Genomic DNA, 17,900 nt, shown 5'->3' on the forward strand with positions numbered 1-17,900 from the left:
GCGAGCCTGCCGAGATATCCGTCGCTGCGGATGCCGGTCGATATCCTGTTCTTCTTTTGCTGCCTACTCCTGGTCGGCGATGTGCTCGTCCCGGAGATCTTCGGCAGCGGCAAGACCAAGGACTATCCCCTGTGGTTCTGGGCGGGACAGCAGGTTCTGCAGGGCAACGCGCTATATCCAAGCGACCCCAACAGCTATTTCGATTTCATCTATCCGCCGCTGCCGGCGGTGCTGCTCGCGATCCCCGCCTGGTTCGGCAAGGTCGCGCTCTATGCATGTTTGGCGCTGCTCAACGTGGTGGCGTGGTGGGTGACGGCGCAGCTCTCCCACGCCATGACGGGATCGGGCAGGGTGCCCGGGCAATGGCTCTATTTCTTCTCAGGCCTTGTCACTATCGGCTTCGTGTTCGACATGTTCGACCTCGGCCAGCCCAATCTCGTGCTGATGGCGCTGATGATGTACGGCTTCTGGTCGATGCAGCAGCAGCGGCCATGGATGGCGGGAAGCATGTTTGCGCTCGCGACCGCCATCAAGGTGTTTCCGGTCGCCGTGTTTCCCTATCTGGTGTGGCGAAAGCAATGGACCGCGCTTGCCAGCATGGCGGTCTTCCTGGTCGTGTTCTTGTTCGTGGTGCCGGCGCCGGTCCGCGGCTTCCAGCACAATATCGCCGAGCTCAAGACCTGGTACCAGGGCATGGTCGGCGCGAGCTCGGAGAAGGGGTTCGGCCAGCGCGACGAGCAGAACTGGTCCTGGGTCAACCAGTCGATCATCGCTGTGACCCACCGCCTGACGCGCCCGGTCAACTACAATCAGGACGATCCGGCAAAGCCCGTCCGCACCATGAATGTGGTCGACCTCTCGTTCAAACAGGCTAACCTTGTCGTGCTCGCCGTATCGCTTCTGCTCGGGCTCGGCTTCCTTGCGGTGATGCCGCCCGCCGCGCGGCGGACGGCGGCCTCGGATGCCGAGGAGATCGGCATCCTGTTCTGCCTGATGACGGTCGCCTCGCCGCTGGCGCGGCAATACTACTTCATGTGGCTGTTCTATCCGGTGACCATCCTGATGCACCGCGCGGTCTACGATCCGCGGCGAGGCGCGAGGGCCTTGAGCTGGCTGGTGCTTGCTCTCGCCGGGCTCCTGATGTGCCTGTCCTTTCCGACCTTCCCGAAAGACCTGCAGGCCTATGGTAACAATCTGCTGGCGACCTTCGTCATCGCCGCGGGGCTGGTCTGGCATATCCTCAATCCGGCCAAGCCGGATACATCTAGCTCGGACGTTGGGGCGGCGGTAAAAGCATCGGTGGCGAACAGCCAGGCATAAGGAAGTGCAGAATGTCCAATCCGTCGCAGCTCAACTCGGTTCTCGATCGCATCGACGCCGATTTCGACAACAGCCTGCAGCGGCTGTTTGCGCTGTTGCGCATCAAGTCCATCTCGGCCGATCCGGCCTTTGCCGAAGACTGCAAGAAGGCCGCCGATCATCTGGCAAAGGACATCGCGACAGTCGGCTTTTCCTCCGAGGTGCGGCCGACCGCCGGCCATCCCGCCGTCGTCGGCAAGAGTAACGGCAAGAGCAGCGGCGCCGCGCGGCCGCATGTGCTGTTCTATGGCCATTATGACGTGCAGCCGGTCGACCCTCTCGAGCTTTGGCACCGGCCGCCGTTTGAGCCGGTCGTGACCGATCACGCCGACGGTCGCAAGATCATCGTCGCTCGTGGCGCCGAGGACGACAAGGGCCAGGTGATGACCTTCATCGAAGCCTGCCGCGCCTGGAAATCGGTCACCGGTTCGCTGCCTGTCGATATCACCATGCTGATTGAGGGCGAGGAGGAGGTCGGCTCGAAGAATTTCGTGCCGTTCCTCGAAGCCAACAAGAAGGAGTTTGCAGCCGATTTCGCGATGGTCTGCGACACCGGCATGTGGGACCCTGACACGCCGGCCATCACCACCTCGCTGCGCGGCCTCGTCTATGACGAGGTCAAGATCAAGGCTGCCAACCGCGACCTGCATTCAGGCATGTTTGGGGGCGGCGCGCAGAACCCGATCCGCGTGCTGACCAGGATCCTGGGCTCGTTGTTGGACGACAACAACCACATCACCATTCCGGGTTTCTACGACGGCGTGAAGGACCTGCCGCCCGACATTCTGGCGCAGTGGAAGAAGCTCAATCTCACGCCCGAGACGTTCTTGAAGCCGATCGGGCTCTCGATCCCCGCGGGCGAAAAGGATCGTCTGTTGATCGAGCAGCTGTCCTCGCGCCCGACCTGCGACGTCAACGGCATTGTCGGCGGCTATATCGGCGAAGGCTCCAAGACCGTGATCCCGGCGCAGGCCTCGGCGAAGATTTCCTTCCGCCTGGTGGAGGGACAGGACCCGGCCAAGATCCGCAAGGCCTTCCGCGATTATGTGACGGCGCTTGTGCCGAAGGATTGCTCGGTCGAATTCGGCGACCACTCCTCGGCGCCGGCGATCGCGCTTCCGTGGACCATGAAGCCGCTCGCGGCTGCGAAGCAGGCGTTGACGGAGGAATGGGGCAAGGAGGCGCTCCTGATCGGCTCCGGCGCCTCGATCCCGATCGTCGCCGATTTCAAGAAGACGCTCGGCCTCGACACGCTCCTGGTCGGCTTCGGGCTCGACGACGACAACATCCATTCGCCGAACGAGAAGTACGACTTGAAGAGCTTCCACAAAGGTATTCGTTCCTGGGCGCGCATCCTCGCCGCGCTCGCCGAATTGCCGCGGGCATGAGGCGGCGCCGCTTCCTGACGTTGGCGGCAACCGCCGCGCTCGTGCCGGGCTTTGCGGCGCGGGCGGAGCAGGCGGGAAAGATCTGGCGGATCGGGCAGGTCGCTCTCGGCACCGATCCGACCGCGCCGATCGCGACCGCACTCGAGCGGCATTTGGCCCAGCTCGGCTATGAGCAGGGCAAGACCATTACGCTGAACAGCCGGCTGGTGATTCCGACCCCGCCGGCCGTGGAAGACGCGATCCGCTCGCTTCTTCCCAATATCGATTTGCTGGTGGTGTGGAGCACGATCGGCGCGGTTGCGGCCAAGAGGCTGGCTTCCAACATTCCCGTCGTCTTCCTGTCCGTGGGCGCGCCCGTCGACATCGGCCTGGTGCAGAGCCTTGCCCATCCCGGCGGCAACATGACCGGCGTGACCTTTGAAGCCGCGAGCGAAACCTATGCCAAGCGGCTGCAGTTCCTGAAGGAGATCATTCCCTCGCTCAAGCGCGTGGCGGTGCTGCGCGCACATGGCGACGTCAACGGCACCTTTGCGTTGGCGTCGATGGAGAAGCCCGCCGCCGAATTCGGCGTCTCGCTGATTCCGGTCGACGTCGAGACCTCCGAAGGGATGGAAGCAGCTTTTGCGCGGATGAGAGATGCGCAGGCGGGAGCCTTGATCGTGGTTGCGGGCGCGCTCACTTACGACAACAGCAAGGAGATCGCCGCGCTCGCGCTGCGCTACCGCCTGCCGTCCTGTCACGGCTTCAAGGAAACCGTGGCGGGTGGCGGCCTGATCAGCCTGGGACCTGACGTCATCATGATGGCCGCGCAGGCAGCGATCTACATCGACAAGATCATCCACGGTGCGAGCCCCGCGGACCTGCCGGTCGAGCAACCCACGCGCTACGAAGTATATGTCAACCTGAAGACGGCCGAGGCGCTCGGCCTCACGATGCCCGAGACCGTGCTCGCGATTGCGGACGAGGTGATCGAGTAGGCGTTGTCTTCCGCAGGTTGTGGGATGGGTAGAGCGCGGCGAAATCCATCATCTCACGACGGCATCCATATGACCGGCTATCGTCGCGACTTAGTGCTCATAAATTTCGGTCATGTCCGCTTCGCTCCAATAACAACCACTTTTGTGCCGGCGCAGCAAACGACGCGATGGGCCAGAAGGAGACATTCGGCGGTGCGAACGACCTATGAGGCAAAATATCAGCTGCGTGGTGCGCGCCGCCAAAGCGGGGCTCAATCCGTGGGCTGCGGGCCGTCGTAGCCTTCGATCACGATGATATCGATGTCCACGGCGCCCGCGCGCAGTGCCCTCGCCTTGGTGTATTCAGGTGAGCGGTAGCAGGCGAGCGCGGTTTCGTAGTCCTTGAACTCGATCACGATATTGCGGTCGCGCGCCTTGCCCTCCACCGCCTCGAAGGTGCCGCCGCGCACCCGGAATTTCGCGTCGTATTTGCGGAGCACCGCCGCGAGGGCGGGGCCGTAGGCTTTGGTGTATTCGGGTTTGATCACATCGATGCGCCCGATCCAATACCCGTTCGGCATGTTGTCCTCCTCATCTTTGCATTCTCAAATCAAAAGGGGCCACTGGGGGTTAAATTGCTCTGCGGTGCCGATTGTTCCGTCGGGTTGACGACACCGTTGGGCTTGAGGTAGTGGCGCGGCGGGGCGAGGCTAATCGAGCGTCGAGGTCCGTTCAGGGTCACTTGCGTCGCTGTCCCTCAAGCGCGCGCAACCGCCGATGTCTGCTTCACCCGGGAAGCGACTGAATTATTGCGTCGCCGCGAAATGACGCGAAGGGCCATGAACTAACATTGATGTTGCGGCCTAAACCATGCTGTCGTTAGTCGGAAGCGGCACGTTGGCAATCGACGCGAATCACCCGCCGTTGCGGCCCGCTTTGGGTTCCTAAGCCAACGAACGCCCTCCTCTTGTTTTGTATGTCTCAATCACCAGAGCTTACGAGTTCAGGGGCGAAAGTGCACCCCGCAGTATCGAGCTCGAAATCCCCATGAGTCCCGTGAAGGGATCATCCAACTCCAAAATCAGAAAGATCGCACCGGCAAACGACAGCGCACCTACAAACAGCGAGATCGTGACGACCATATTCGTCCGCGCAAACAGGGTGGCGCTCACAAAGATCACGCTCAGCCAAAATACCATAATTACCAGAAAAGGCGTCGGAATTGAACTGCCGGCCTGCGTAAACAATTGCAGTCGCATCTGCGCGCCTTCCGTGAAAGCCGCAATAGCGCGAGACTGCAGGGAACGCTGCGTATCGTTATTCGGCGATAGCCGTTCGAGCTCATTGTAGAACGCCCACGCCTCCACGCTGGACTCGAAGCGCACGGGTTTCCCGGTCGGGTTCGCTTGCTCGCGCCAAATGCGATCAGCCATCGGTGGTATGCTCTGCCTCAGGAGCTTTCGGACAGAGGTTGCTTCCGGTCCGTATTGCGAAAGCAGATCGTCCAGAAGAATGATCGTTGCGGTCATCTGCTTGACCTGGTTTGTTTTCTGGTCGAACGTGGTTTTTGCGGATGCGATCAACAGACCCAGTACGAGTGCGCTCAGTGTGCCAATCAGCCCGGCGGTCAGCTTTACGACGTCCTTGGAGTCCGAGTGCAAGTGATGTTCCGACAACAACGGCCGTACGGCCATCCCAACCAGGGCGCCAGCAAATATCAGCGCGAACACAAACAACGAAACCGATAGATTCATCATATTTGCGAATGCTCCACCACCTCAGTGACCATACTGACCTTAACTCCGATTGTGCGGGCTTGTCTAAAGACCCGTTCCTGAGACCAAGTTCGACATGCAGTTGGCAGGCGGATTTCGTCGCGAAGGGTAAGCAGGAGACATAAAACCTTGTGATGCATTACATTGGATGGCCTCACACGGAGTCATCGACCAGGGATTGAGGTGGCGACATGCCCGACTACATCTTCCTCATGCATGACGATGCGAATGACTACGATCAGGCGTCGTGGGAGCCATAGCTGCGGAGCCTAGGGGAGCGGCAGTCATTCGAAGGAGGCAGCGCGATCGGCAGCGGGCTTTGTGCGCGGAAGATCGGCACTCCACCATCAATCACCGCTCATCTTGTGGGGTTCATCCGAGTGACCGCTGCAAGCTTCGATCAGGCAAAATCATTATTGATCGGCAATCCTCATTTTGAGGCGGGAGGGACGGTCGAGATACGCGAATTACCACGATCGAGTTAACCTTCGCGGGAGAAGGCTTCTGCGAATGTCCGGATCGGGTCATTTGCGTCGCTGTCCCTCAAGCGCGCGCAACCGCCGATGTCTGCTTCACCCCGGAAGCGACTGAATTATTGCGTTGCCGCGAAATGGCGCGAAGGGCCAGCAGCGGCCATCCCGCTCTGGCCAAGACGTATCTGCAAGGATGCCGAACGCCTACTAAAATCGCGTCCCCGCTGGGGCTGTGCGACTTTGTTGATCCGGTTCGTAGTCGACAAGCGGATCAATGCCGTCGCCAAGCGACTAAGGAGCTCGCTGGCTATCGCGTGATCAGACCTTGGCTGACATCGACCTTTGATGAGCTGACCGTGTATTGCTGAACGACTTTGCTCCTGTCGAAAAAGATCACGAGCGACTTCTTATCGCCTTCAGCGCCGCTGTGAATGAGGTTCACATAGGGAATAAAGTTTGTGGGCTTCGAGTGCATTCTGGAGAAATCGTATTCCCATGTTTCGTTGCCGCTATCGGTGAAGGAGGTCTTTGCAGGGTCGCCATATAGGCCACGCACATTCTGTTGAGTGGTTTTACCCTTGATCAATTGCGCGGACACACTCTCGGGCGTCGCGTCAGCGATGCTTTCATTGCCAACGCTAGCGCACCCGCTCAGCAAAGCAAATGAAAGGCTTGCTGCCAAAGAGATCCGCCATGACATTAGTACCCTCCAACACTATGACTACCGAAAAGCACTCACCCTCCTGGACGACCTCCCGGGCCGAACGGTGGCAGCCAGTGACATTGGTCGGTTGACAACCGACGATTGCCGACGACTGTTGCCAAATGTCCTCAATCCGACCGTTGGCAGCGGTTGTTGCAGCAGGCGAAACAGCCGGTACGGGTGTCAGGAGGCACGCAAAAGCAAAAACGCCGCCCGGGATTGGACGGCGTTTGATTTCGAGAACGTGTAGAGGGTGTATGCGCCGCAATCTAGCGCATTCGCGGGGATTCGTCCATCGCATGATTGGTCAGGCCGGATTTGGCGTGACCGGGTAGGGGCCGTCGCTGAAGGTGCGGTCATGATAGCCCTTGCTGCCGACCGCGCGTGCAAGCGGGCTCATGATGTCGCCGCCGGCCCTGAGGCGGTCAATCAGCGTGCCGAAGTCATGGCGGGGTTGCCAACCGAGTTCGGTGCGGGCCTTTTCGTTGACATAGACGCGATCGATGCTGTCGATCATGGTCCAGCCGCGCTTTGCATATTCCCGCTCAAAGGCGGGCACGCGGCGCCGGACGACCTGCGTTGCGCGATCGCGCAGCTCCGCGAGGTCATCGTGTGAGAAAGGCGTCGTGGCGCTGATGATATATTTCGCAAACCCCGCCAGCGGCGCGCGAGCGGCGGCGAGCAGGTGCGCCTCGACCACATCCTCGATGTCGACCCGGCGATAGAGAAACTCGTTGACCTTGGCATTGTCGCCGCCAAAGGTCGCGCGCACCGCGGCGTTGTCGTCCTCCTCCGGAAAGAAGCGCGAGGTCCTGAGCACGATGGTCGCAAGCGCATGGTTGCGCGCGAACAGTTGGCAGAGGTCCTCGGCCGCGGCCTTGGTGACGCCGTAGATGTTCTTCGGGACCGACGTCACCTCTTCCGTCACCCAGGCCGCGGGCGCGCCGGGCGGCGGCACCAGCGCGTCTCCGAACACGCTGGTGGTCGAGGTGTAGACAAAGGCCGCAACCTTCGCCGCGGCCGCTTCCTCCAGCAGGTGCAGCGTGCCGGTGACGTTGACGTCCACAAAGTCCTGCCGGCTGTGGGTCGCCACATGCGGCTTGTGCAGCGTCGCGGCATGCAGCACCGCCGTGACGCCCCTCATGCAGCTGCGGACGAAGCCGCGGTCGGTGATCGAGCCGATGCGCTGGGTGAAGGCTGCGGCGCGATTGTCAATGCCGACGACCTCATGGCCCCGGGCCTTGAGCGTGCGGACCAATGCTTCGCCGAGATGGCCGGAACTGCCGGTCACCAGGAACGTCACCTTGCAAACCTCTCGCGGCTTCCGCCCTCGACGGCCGTCAGGTCTTGTAGCTCGGATCGAGGCGGTCGAGCTTGCGTAGGAGCGGTGGCCAGACCAGCCTGGTCGACCGCAATTCGGCGCGATCGGCGTTACCGAACAGCGTGTTGTTCTTGTCGATCACGGCCTCTTCGACTGGATAGGCAGTCGGGCCCAGCATGCGGGTGTGCACCTGCATCGAGCAGGCCCGCTCCAGGTGGTACATGCGCTCGAACGCGGATGCGACCGACTGGCCGACGGTCAAGGTGCCGTGGTTGCGCAGGATCATGTGGTTCTTGTTGCCGAGGTCGCGCTGCAGCCGCGGCCGTTCGTCATGATCCAGCGCGACGCCCTCATAGTCGTGATAGGCGAGGTCGTGGGTGACGAATTGCGCGGTCTGGTTCAGCGGCAGGAGGCCTTCCGTGCAGCTCGACACCGCGGTGCCATCGATGGTGTGGAGATGGAGCACGCAGATCGCGTCCTCGCGCACCTCGTGGATCGCGGAGTGGATGGTGAAGCCGGCCGGGTTGATGCTGTAGTCGCTCTTGCTGAGCTGGTTGCCATGGAGATCGACCTTCACGAGGCTCGAGGCGGTGATCTCCTCGAACAGGAGGCCGTAAGGGTTGATCAGGAAATGATGCTCGGGTCCCGGCACGCGGGCCGAGATATGGGTGTCGACCAGATCGTCCCAACCATACAGCGCGACGAGCCGGTAGCAGGCGGCGAGATTGATCCGTTGGGTCCACTCGGCCTCCGTCATACCCGACGGCACTTCCTTGAGGCGAGCTTCGGCTGGTGACATGGTCGTTTTCTCCCGTAAATATTGTTTCTCGCAGGCAAGCGTAATCCCGCGCACGCCCGTCAGCAAGGCGCGGGTGCCGGCCGACAGCTATGCCGTTATGGCGTCCGGCTATGGCGCGAATCTGCCCGTCTAAAGCATGATCCGGAAAAGTGTGTAGCGGTTTTCCGATCATGCTCAATCAAAGACCTAAAGTGCGATGACGATTCAACCAAATCTCATCGCGCTTTAGGGCGGCGGAATCGACAGCAACGTCGTGATGCTCTGACCGCGGATGTCGTAGACGCGGGCGTAGACGACGTCGTCACGCTTGACCTCGACCATCACAGGCGCGTTGAGGCCTTTGCAGTAGAATTCGCCGAGGGTCATGGCGAAATCGGCAGCATGGCTGCGCCAGTCGATGGAGAAGTCGGGACCGAGCGCGACCTGTGCCGGCCGCTGCGGGCCACACACCGCAACCTTCCACTTGCGTCCGTCTGGCGGAAATTCCTGCTTCTCGGCAAGCTGCTCGCGCAGCTCGTCGGAGGCCTGTTTGAAAGCAAGTCCCCAGTAATCCAGCATGAAGCGCTCGTCGGCCCCGCGCACGGTGCCGGCGATGTGGTTGAAGTAGGTGTATTGGTAGGGATGCAGGCGTATCATTTCGCCGAGCGACAGCAGCAGGCCGAAGCAGAACGCAGCCAGCAGCACCGGCTGCCAGGCGCGGCGATTTTGCGCGAGCCTGTTCACGGCCCAGGCGAAAGCGAAGCCGCCGACCACGGCCATCGGCGGGATCACGAAGACGAAATGGCGGATGCCGTTGTAAAGCGCCGGGCGTTTCACCATGGCGATCGCGATCGGCAGCGAAGCCGCCAGTGTCAGCATCAAGAGGATCGTCTTGCGCCGCGCCGGAACGCCGCGCCGCGCCAGCATGATGAAGGTGCCCACCGCGCCGCCGATCGCGAGTGCGAGCAGCACCTCGGGCATCTGCAGCGCGAACAGGGTCGGCAGATAGGACCAGGGCATGTCCGGCACCGACACCAGCGCACCGTCGAACATTTCCTTCCAGGGCTTCTCGAAGAAATGCGAGAAGTAGGTCAGCGCCACGAAGGGATTTTGCGGCTCGATGATCGACCACGGCCAGATCAGGCCCATGATGAGATAGCCGAGCACGAGGCCGGGGATCAGCACATAGACCACATGCAGGAAGCGGACACCGGCCTCGCGGATGCCCTGGGTGCGGATTTCGTCGATGAAGACGGGCAAAAAGCCGATCAGCGCATAGACCAGCGCCAGCCCGGCGAGAATGCGCGAACCGATCGACAGGCCCGCACCGAGCCCGATGATCAGGACGGTCCGCGGCGAGGGAGACGGATATTCCTCGGCCAGGCGTACGAGCCCGAGCATCAGGATCACCATCGCCACCGCGAACGGCGCATCCTTCGGGTTCATGAACATGTGCCCATAGTAGATCGGGCACAGCGCGAGCAGCAGCAGCGCGGCAAGGCCGGCAAGCGGCCCACCGACGCGGCGCGCAAGCCGCCAGCTTACGGCAAGGCCGATGACCCCGACCACGGCGCCGACGAGTCGGCGCGTCTCGAACAGCTCGAGCGGGATGATCTTGTGCAGGAGCGCGGCCGCCATGTCGAAGCCGCCGCCATACATGTACAGGTTGGCAAAGGAGAGCGCGCCGGTGTCGTGGAACCCGGAACCGTACATGCGCAACAACAGGTCGGCATACTCGGCGTGCGTGTAATCGTCCCAGCCCAGGCCATATTCGCGAAAGGTGAGCCCCGCGACCAGACCGACCACGGCCAGCGCGAACCAGGCGAGATCATCGCAGGTCTGTTCCACCGAGCGCCGTACTGGCGTATCGATGACTGAGGTTGTGATGGAAGACATGGCTATTGGTCGGCGTCCCCTATTGAGCCCAAAATGGCGCTTCGGGCCTCAATCCCCGGCATCCATATAGCGCGAGATGGCGCGGCGCGTAATCGTCCATTGTGGCTTAAATCCTGATGCGATGCAGCAATTCCAGTTTTCTGATATGCTTGCTTACGATTACTCGTGCCTCGCTGAAGGGAATGTGAATAACTATCTGACGGCCTTTCTTTTTTGGAACCGGCGCGAGATTTGGCGATTGGCCCTGTGGACAATATGACGGTATCGTGGCGGGGCGGCTTTGCGCGGGATCAAGAGGCGCGACCGGGGGTATTCGGATGATGATTGGTCTCTTGGTCGCGGGAATCGTCGCCATGTTGGCGGGGCTCCTTGCGATCGCGTACGGGTTTCTGCTCGACCTCAGCTTTGGCAATACACTGATTCTGGCCGGAGCGTTTGGCGTGTGCAGCGGCCTGATCGTGCTTGGCCAGACCGCGGTGGTGCATGAATTGCGCAATCTCGGCCGCAAGCTCGGCCCCCGAATGGCCGCCGAGGTACGTTCCCGGCCGGGCGCCGGTGAGGAGGGCTTCGCGCCGCCGCGCGACCTCGGGACGCCAATGGAGGCAATGCCGCCCGCCATCCCGACTGCGTCGGTGCCGCCCTGGCGGGACGAGGCGCCGTCCCGCGATCGGATGCGACAAGACCCAACTGTCGCCCCGCCGCCGGAGGTCGTCGAACCCGCGTCGCCGAAGCGGCGTAACCTGCTGTTTTCGTCGACAGTGCGGAAAGATCGTGAGCGGCCGCAAGCCCCGGTCGAGGAGGCTGCGGACACGGATCAGCAAGCCCTCCCTGAAGCCAGCGATGCGCCGCCGGCAAGCTTTGAGGAGGCCTGGCCGCGCGCCATGCTCCCGTCGGAGGCGATGGCGCAGCGGCGGGCTGCTCGGGCTGCTTTCGCCCAGGGCAAGGCAGGCGCGGCTCCGCCGGATCGGTCTGCGCCGGCTCCGGCGCCGCGCGATGCGCCGCCGCCGGCAACAGCGGCCATGGTGATCAAGTCTGGCGTCGTCGATGGCATGGCCTATTCGCTGTATTCGGATGGCTCGATCGAGGCCGAGATGCCCGAAGGCATGATGCGCTTTGCCTCGATCGATGAACTGCGGGCTCATCTCGACCAGCGGCCATGACGGCTGTATTGGCTTCAATCGCCTAAATCGAGCCCAAGTCTTCTTGTCAGATCAGCAGTAATCAGCCCATATTCGCTAAGATAAACGCGATTCCGGCGCGTATTGACGCATTCCGGATACTGTCATTCGAAGGTGGCGCAACCCAAGGATTTCGCATCATGACGGATGCCGCCGGCAAGAGCTTTGTCGACCTCACGGCCAATATCGTATCGGCCTATCTCAGCAACAATCCGACGCCGGCGTCAGAGATCCCGAACCTGATCAGCCAGATCCACGCCGCACTGCTGCGGGTTTCGAGCGGCCGCAGCGAGGCGCCGCCGGAGCCGGCAAAGCCGGCGGTGTCGGTGAAGAAATCGATCCATCCCGACTATCTGGTGTGTCTGGAGGACGGCAAGCGCTTCAAGTCGCTCAGGCGCCATCTGCGCACGCAATACAACATGACGCCGGAACAATACCGGGACAAATGGGGTCTGCCGCCGGACTATCCGATGGTCGCGCCGAACTACGCCGTGGCGCGCTCGCAATTGGCCAAGAAGATGGGCCTCGGCCAGCAGCGGCGGCGGGAACGGAAGTAACTAGGCCGCGGCGAGCGCGGCCCGGGCGTCGTTGCGGATGCGCTCGACCATGGAACGCAGGCCGTTGGAGCGCTGCGGCGTCAAGTGGTCGCGAAAGCCGAATTCGTCGAAAACCTCGATCGCATTGGTCTTGAGAATCTCCTGCGGGCTCTTGCCGGAATAGAGCGTCAGCAGTATCGCGATCAGGCCGCGGACAATATGCGCGTCGCTGTCGCCGCGATAATTCAGCACCACGGCCTCGCCATTGCGACCGAGCCGTTTCGACAGCCAGACCTGGCTGACGCAGCCCTGCACCTTGTTTTCAGCCGAATGCTCCGCCTCCGGCAGCGGGTCCAGCGTGCGGCCGAGCTCGATGACGTACCGGTAGCGGTCGTCCCAATCGTCCAGCAGCGCGAAATTGTCCCTGATGTGGTCGATCGTCGTCATGGCAGCCTGCGTTGATCCCATACGCCTATATAGGATCGCGCGGCGCCGAAAGCGATATGTTCCGGCCGGCTTTTGGCCTACGTCGGGGGCTGTTTTACGGCAATCCGCGCCATTCCACGGCGAGATCGTCAGGCGTCAGGGTGTCACGTGAGGCGGTCCCGGTCTGCGCGGCGTCCACATCCTCACCGCCGATCGAGCCGGTGTGGTCGGGCGACTTCTTGTCGCCGTCGGGTTTCTTGTCGGCGTCGGACTTCTTGTCGGTGATCGACTGGTAGATCTTGCGCGCGCCGTCCTGAGCTCGCACGCCGATCACGGTCGCGGCCTGGCCGCCGACCTCGCAGGCCTGCGGCTGGCGCTTGCAGAACTGGCCCATGTCTGACATGGCAGCGCTCGCCGCGGTCACGGCGTCGGACACGCTGATCTGCGGCAATTTCTCCGATTGGGGCGTCTTGTCCCGCGGCAGCAGCACGAGCACCAGCCCGAGCCAGAATGCCATGCGCAGCAGAAAAAACATCGTCGCGACCCCGGTCGTGCCTCGTGCTGTCTGCCTAAAGCATGATCCGGAAAAGTGTGTAGCGGCTTTCCGAAAAGATCATGCTCAATCAAAGACCTAAAAAGCGCGATGACGATTCAACCAGATCTCATCGCGCTTTAATGTTCCGTTGCGATTGATGCTCGCAATCAGCGCGGGCTTTAGCAGCCCTCGATAAATCGCAAGTGATTGCATTGAGCTTAATTTGACCGGCATTTTTGAAAAAATCGCCGCATCGGGAGCCCGCGGGATTTCGTTTTCCATCGATTCGCGCAAAACGCGCGTCCGCGCCGCGGGCACGTCCACACTTTCGAAACCATGATTGCCGGCGAGCAGAAACCTGTCGTTCACCATTCGCGCCGAATAGCATGCCTCTCGCGATGCAAAGGCGCCGTGAAGCGACGGTGTTTTGCCGCAGCCCGCCCTGCCTTAGCGTTCGTTTAAGGTCGCTCTGACACGGTGGCGCGACGAAGGGGGCGTTCCGGCACGTCTGACCGACGAACAGCCGAGGCGCGAGTGTTGTGAACGTTTTGAACATTATCCGCGATTGCCTCGATGCATTGCTGCACCCGTCGGCGCGCTTCGATGGGCTGACCCGCGCGCGTCATCGCGCCTTCATCGCGCCGCGGCTGCTCGGCAGCCTGGCGGCGTTCGCGGCCTTTCCCGTCTATCTCGTGGTGCGCGGCGCGCCGAGTGCGCTGGAAGTGGCAGGCTTCACCTGGCTGATCGCACCGATCCTGCTGTCGTGGTTCCTGTCGCGCACAGGCCGCTATGAGAGCGCTCATGTGCTGTCCTCGCTTGCGCTCGCCTGTCTGGTGATGGCGGTCGCGGTGACGACCGGCGGCATCGCGTCTTTCGCAGCGGTCTGGCTGGTGGTGGTTCCCCTGGAAGCCGCGCTGTCGGCCTCGCGACGTGTTGTTGCATTCGCATCGCTCCTTGCCTTGTCCTGCGCGGCGATCCTGATCGCGCTCGGCCATTTCGACCTGCTGCCGCTCGCGGAGGCGGGCGCGCCGCGGCACGCCATGATGATGGCGTTCGGCGTGGCCTCGGCGACGCTCTACGCGGCGGGATTGGCGTTCGGCGCTGAATCGCAGGCGCGGACCAGCGTCGCGCTGTTGTCGCGCGAGGAGGAGCGCTACCGCCTGCTCGCTCTCAACATGAGCGACGTGATCTCGCGCCATCGCAGGAACGGCGCGGTGCAATTCATCTCGCCCGCGGCGGAAAGCCTGCTCGGCACGCCGATCTCGCAGCTGACCGGGCATGGCCTGTTCGATCGCGTCCATGTCGCTGACCGTCCAGCATATCTTACGGCGTTGTCGGATGCCGCGCGCGGTGACGCCAAAAGCGTCGAGTTCCGCGTGAAGCGGGACGGCACGCGCGGCGGGGCGGTCGATTTCATCTGGGTCGAGATGCGCTGCCGGCCACTCGAACAATCGGCTGCCGATAACGGCGAGGCCGAGGTCGTCGCCGTGATGCGCGATATCGCCGACCGCAAGATGCAGGAGCAGGCGCTCGATCTCGCGCGCAGCGCGGCCGAAGCGGCGGATGCAGCCAAGACGCGGTTCCTCGCCACCATGAGCCATGAATTACGTACGCCCTTGAACGCGATCATCGGGTTCTCGGAAATGATCGCGAAAGAAGACACGCTGTTGCTGGATGCGGGGCGGCGCAAGGAATATGCCGAGCTGATCAATGATTCGGGGCAGCATCTGCTCGGCGTGGTCAACGGCATTCTCGACATGTCCAAGATGGAGACCGGCAATTTCGAGGTCGCGCCGGAGCCGTTTGCACCGCGCGTGGCCGTGATCAATTGCTGCAACCTTCTCGCTCTGAAGGCGCGCGAGAACGGCGTCGACCTTATCGCCAATGTCCCGCAGGATCTGCCGCCGCTGAACGCCGATCCGTGCGCGTTCAAACAGATCGTGCTCAACCTCGTCTCCAATGCCATCAAGTTCACCGAGCGCGGCGGCACGGTGACGGTCGCGGCGCAGGTGGAGGGCGCGCGGCTCGTGCTGCGCGTGACCGACACCGGCGTCGGGATCGCCGCCGAAGACCTGAAGCTGATCGGTGCGCCGTTCTTCCAGGCCGGTCGGATCTATCAGCGCCGCCATGAAGGCACCGGTCTCGGTCTTTCGATCGTGAAGAGTCTCGTTGCCTTGCATTCCGGTGAGTTTAAGGTGCAAAGCAAGGTGGATGAGGGCACCACGGTCACCGTGGCGATGCCGCTCGTGTTCGAGAGGCAGCAAGCCCCGGCGGCGCCCAGCAAGATCGCAACACTGACGCCGGCGGTCCGGCCGGCTGCGCAAGAGACGACGGTCCCGCTCGCAGTCCAAGTGAAGCAAAGTGTGAAGAAAAGTGCCTAAGAAGAAAACCGGCGAAGACGAGACACCCCGCCGCCGCCGTGGCGCTGCCGCAGCGGTCGCCGCGCCTGAGCGCGGGCTGTTGCTGCGCGTCTTGCTCTATAGTCCCAAGGACATGGTCGCAGGCCTGATCGCTTTTGCGGCCGCAAGCGCCATCATCACCAATGCGCTGTTCCTGCAGAGCGGACCGCATCCGGCGCCGATGTTCGGCACCGCCGTGTCGCCGCCGAATGCCCTGCTGATGCCAAATCCATTGCCGCGGCCGCGGCCTGCGGACGCCGATGTGCTGCCGCTCGTTGAACCGAAGCGGTCCGACTCCAGCCTGTTCGATCCCAAGCCGGTCGAACCGCCGCCGGAGCCGAAACAGGTCGAACAAAGGTCGGTCGTGCAGCGGCCGGCCGAGCCGCGAATTGTCGATCCGATGGCCAGTCTGGTGCGGGCCACGACATCGACATCTTCGCCATCGCCATCAAATGCGCTGCGTCCGCCGGCCCCGATCCCCACCACCGGCTCGATCGGCGGCGGCAAGCGCGTAGCGGCGGTGCAGCGCGTGCTCACCGAATATGGCTACGCCCAGTTGAAGCCGAGCGGCACCCTCGGTCCGGACACCAAGGCCGCCATCGAGAAGTTCGAGCGCGAGCGCCGGCTGCCGGTGGACGGGCAGGTGTCCGACCGGCTGGTGCGCGAACTCTATGCCGCGACCGGGCACGCCGTCGAGTAAAGCTGGCCTTCGCCGAAACGCTCGCCTATCGTTCACCTCATGCGATTGAAAAGCAGCATATGGGTGGCGGCTTATTTGCGCCGCTGCCAGACCGCGGGCGTGTTCGGCGCGGTGCGACGGCGGGGTGCGGAGGAGGCAGGCGCAGTGTTCGTCAAGATCGCGACGCTGGACGGCAATGCCATGCTCTACGTGCCGGCGCCGCAGACGGTCTATGACGACAGCCGTCCGGTCGAACGCCTTTTCGTTCCCGTCGCCAAGGAGCCGCTGGCGGAAGCCGCGGTGGAAGAACGCCTCACCAGGGAAATCCGCTTCGATCCCGACGCCTGGATCGTAGAGACCGAGGACAAGGCCGGACGGCATTTCCTGGATCTTGCGTCTACCTGATTGCCCGTCATTGCCGGCTACAGATTGACGGCGGCTACGACCCATTCGTGCCGGTGCGCACGGGCGGACTCGAGCCGGGCTGTACCGTGCTGCGCGTGGTGTTGCCGGCGTTGCGGGCGCGCTGGCGCTCGTCGTCGTAGAGCGTGGGGCGGAATTTCGCGCGCATTGTCGCCGTGTTTGCGCCACGCCAGGCGGCCAGCATGATCAGCGCCGATCGCTCGCTCACGCGATCGTAGAGCCGCGATAGCCGGTAGACCATGTGCACGGAGCCGCCGATCTCGGCTTTGAGAAACAGCAGCACGCGCTGATACACCGGGCTTGGCATGGCCAGCGCGCGCATTGCCACCGCGAGCGGCTCGCCGCCCGTATCGTCGACGATCTCGGCGGCAAGCCGGGTCGGCAGAATCAGGCTCTCACTGACCTCGAGCTTGAAATTCTCGACATCGGCGGCAAACGCCGCCATCTCCAGCGTCTCGATGGCGCGCTTTGTCAGCTTGTCCGGAATCCGCGGCGCGGCCTTGAGCGGTGTGTCGGCGAGGCTGTGCAGGATCGAGACGCGCTCGCTGCCGCTCGCACGAAAGAACAGCTCGTGGATTTCGGCCGCGTCCCTCGGCTGCATCGAAAGGTGGTTCGACATCCGCGCCGGGACGTCGGCGGCGCAGGGCGAGGCAGGCGCCGGCGATGCTGCCGCGATTTCCTCGGCCAGCGGCACCGGCAGGTCGGGGTCCACCGGCCGCATACCAAGCTTGCGCAGCACTTCCACCGGCGTGCCCGGATAGACTGCAAGGCGCGCGCGTACCGCCGCCCGCGTCGCGTCGTCGACATCGTCGATCAGGCGCGAGGTCAATTCGATGAACTGTCGCGCTTCGTCGGTGGAATGGGCGCTGGCCTGAACGTAAAGGTCGGTGAGCACGCGCAACAGCGTGGGCCTGATATCGACGCCTTCACGGCGCGACAGGGTCAGCAATCCGTCGAAGCCCGGAAAGAGCAGAGGTCTGGTCATGAATACTGAACGCGACTTGTTCGAACTTCGCACAAGTGTAGGGCAGCTTGCTTTAACAGCTCGTTAATGGTAACGGCCGATTAACTGTGT

19 protein-coding genes are annotated in these 17,900 nt (G+C 62.7%); 9 read left to right on the forward strand and 10 right to left on the reverse strand.

Going from position 1 to position 17,900, the window contains the following annotated elements; genetic code table 11:
- Positions 1–30 precede the first annotated feature (30 nt).
- From A3AI_RS0120885 to A3AI_RS0120895, 3 genes are read left to right on the forward strand one after another with little or no spacing between them, the layout of a single operon-like run.
- The gene (locus A3AI_RS0120885; protein WP_051382461.1) at positions 31–1,320 is read left to right on the forward strand and encodes a glycosyltransferase family 87 protein; all 1,290 of its coding nucleotides are present in this window, start codon (positions 31–33) and stop codon (positions 1,318–1,320) included.
- 11 nt (positions 1,321–1,331) lie between these two features.
- On the forward strand, positions 1,332–2,747 hold the full coding sequence (locus A3AI_RS0120890; RefSeq protein ID WP_024517442.1) for a M20/M25/M40 family metallo-hydrolase: 1,416 nt from the start codon (positions 1,332–1,334) through the stop codon (positions 2,745–2,747).
- Positions 2,744–3,724: an ABC transporter substrate-binding protein gene (locus tag A3AI_RS0120895; protein ID WP_024517443.1), complete on the forward strand. Its 981-nt coding sequence runs from the start codon at positions 2,744–2,746 to the stop codon at positions 3,722–3,724. The genes A3AI_RS0120890 and A3AI_RS0120895 overlap by 4 nt, the downstream gene beginning before the upstream one ends.
- 251 nt (positions 3,725–3,975) lie before the next feature.
- On the opposite strand, the gene A3AI_RS0120900 is transcribed toward A3AI_RS0120895, so the two are convergent.
- The 5 genes from A3AI_RS0120900 to A3AI_RS0120920 form a co-directional block, all read right to left on the reverse strand.
- Entirely contained in the window at positions 3,976–4,284 is a 309-nt protein-coding gene (locus A3AI_RS0120900) for a DUF1330 domain-containing protein (RefSeq protein ID WP_024517444.1), read from the reverse strand.
- Positions 4,285–4,698: 414 nt separating this feature from the next.
- Positions 4,699–5,460 (reverse strand): bestrophin-like domain, encoded by a 762-nt coding sequence (locus A3AI_RS0120905; protein WP_024517445.1) that lies wholly within the window; start codon positions 5,458–5,460, stop codon positions 4,699–4,701.
- Between the two features lie 798 nt (positions 5,461–6,258).
- The gene (locus A3AI_RS0120910) at positions 6,259–6,651 is read right to left on the reverse strand and encodes an SEN1984 family lipoprotein (protein ID WP_024517446.1); all 393 of its coding nucleotides are present in this window, start codon (positions 6,649–6,651) and stop codon (positions 6,259–6,261) included.
- Between the two features lie 310 nt (positions 6,652–6,961).
- Entirely contained in the window at positions 6,962–7,957 is a 996-nt protein-coding gene (locus A3AI_RS0120915) for an NAD-dependent epimerase/dehydratase family protein (protein ID WP_024517447.1), read from the reverse strand.
- A gap of 37 nt (positions 7,958–7,994) precedes the next feature.
- Positions 7,995–8,774: a class II aldolase/adducin family protein gene (locus tag A3AI_RS0120920; RefSeq protein ID WP_024517448.1), complete on the reverse strand. Its 780-nt coding sequence runs from the start codon at positions 8,772–8,774 to the stop codon at positions 7,995–7,997.
- Here A3AI_RS0120920 and A3AI_RS49990 point away from each other — a divergent pair.
- The gene (locus A3AI_RS49990; protein WP_283807254.1) at positions 8,773–8,907 is read left to right on the forward strand and encodes a hypothetical protein; all 135 of its coding nucleotides are present in this window, start codon (positions 8,773–8,775) and stop codon (positions 8,905–8,907) included. The two genes, A3AI_RS0120920 and A3AI_RS49990, sit on opposite strands and share 2 nt — an antisense overlap.
- A gap of 92 nt (positions 8,908–8,999) precedes the next feature.
- Here A3AI_RS49990 and A3AI_RS0120930 read toward each other — a convergent pair whose 3' ends face one another.
- Positions 9,000–10,649: a glycosyltransferase family 39 protein gene (locus A3AI_RS0120930; RefSeq protein ID WP_024517449.1), complete on the reverse strand. Its 1,650-nt coding sequence runs from the start codon at positions 10,647–10,649 to the stop codon at positions 9,000–9,002.
- Between the two features lie 317 nt (positions 10,650–10,966).
- Here A3AI_RS0120930 and A3AI_RS0120940 point away from each other — a divergent pair, with 317 nt between their 5' ends.
- Together A3AI_RS0120940 and A3AI_RS0120945 are read left to right on the forward strand one after the other, a co-directional pair.
- Complete coding sequence (locus A3AI_RS0120940) at positions 10,967–11,809, forward strand: flagellar biosynthesis protein FlhF (RefSeq protein ID WP_024517450.1); 843 nt, start codon at positions 10,967–10,969, stop codon at positions 11,807–11,809.
- Between the two features lie 158 nt (positions 11,810–11,967).
- Positions 11,968–12,384 carry a Ros/MucR family transcriptional regulator gene (locus A3AI_RS0120945; protein WP_024517451.1) on the forward strand — a complete coding sequence of 139 codons (417 nt, stop codon included), beginning with the start codon at positions 11,968–11,970 and terminating at the stop codon, positions 12,382–12,384.
- On the opposite strand, the gene A3AI_RS0120950 is transcribed toward A3AI_RS0120945, so the two are convergent.
- The 3 genes from A3AI_RS0120950 to A3AI_RS0120960 form a co-directional block, all read right to left on the reverse strand.
- Entirely contained in the window at positions 12,385–12,810 is a 426-nt protein-coding gene (locus tag A3AI_RS0120950; RefSeq protein ID WP_024517452.1) for a SufE family protein, read from the reverse strand.
- A 94-nt stretch (positions 12,811–12,904) separates the two neighbouring features.
- Positions 12,905–13,324: a DUF5330 domain-containing protein gene (locus tag A3AI_RS43205; RefSeq protein WP_036048992.1), complete on the reverse strand. Its 420-nt coding sequence runs from the start codon at positions 13,322–13,324 to the stop codon at positions 12,905–12,907.
- A gap of 96 nt (positions 13,325–13,420) precedes the next feature.
- Positions 13,421–13,696, reverse strand: a complete 276-nt coding sequence (locus tag A3AI_RS0120960; RefSeq protein ID WP_024517453.1) for a hypothetical protein — start codon at positions 13,694–13,696, stop codon at positions 13,421–13,423.
- A gap of 167 nt (positions 13,697–13,863) precedes the next feature.
- On the opposite strand from A3AI_RS0120960, the gene A3AI_RS0120965 reads away from it, so the two are divergent.
- The 3 genes from A3AI_RS0120965 to A3AI_RS0120975 are packed head-to-tail and all read left to right on the forward strand — an operon-like array spanning position 13,864 to position 16,807.
- Positions 13,864–15,705, forward strand: coding sequence for a sensor histidine kinase (locus A3AI_RS0120965; RefSeq protein WP_036048994.1), 1,842 nt, complete (start codon positions 13,864–13,866; stop codon positions 15,703–15,705).
- Positions 15,698–16,423: a peptidoglycan-binding domain-containing protein gene (locus A3AI_RS0120970; RefSeq protein ID WP_024517455.1), complete on the forward strand. Its 726-nt coding sequence runs from the start codon at positions 15,698–15,700 to the stop codon at positions 16,421–16,423. The genes A3AI_RS0120965 and A3AI_RS0120970 overlap by 8 nt, the downstream gene beginning before the upstream one ends.
- Before the next feature lie 39 nt (positions 16,424–16,462).
- Positions 16,463–16,807, forward strand: coding sequence for a DUF1491 family protein (locus A3AI_RS0120975; RefSeq protein ID WP_024517456.1), 345 nt, complete (start codon positions 16,463–16,465; stop codon positions 16,805–16,807).
- 34 nt (positions 16,808–16,841) lie between these two features.
- On the opposite strand, the gene A3AI_RS0120980 is transcribed toward A3AI_RS0120975, so the two are convergent.
- On the reverse strand, positions 16,842–17,810 hold the full coding sequence (locus tag A3AI_RS0120980; RefSeq protein WP_024517457.1) for a DUF2336 domain-containing protein: 969 nt from the start codon (positions 17,808–17,810) through the stop codon (positions 16,842–16,844).
- Between the last annotated feature and the right edge of the window lie 90 nt (positions 17,811–17,900).

The sequence above is a fragment of the Bradyrhizobium sp. Tv2a-2 genome (assembly GCF_000472425.1).
GTDB lineage: Bacteria > Pseudomonadota > Alphaproteobacteria > Rhizobiales > Xanthobacteraceae > Bradyrhizobium.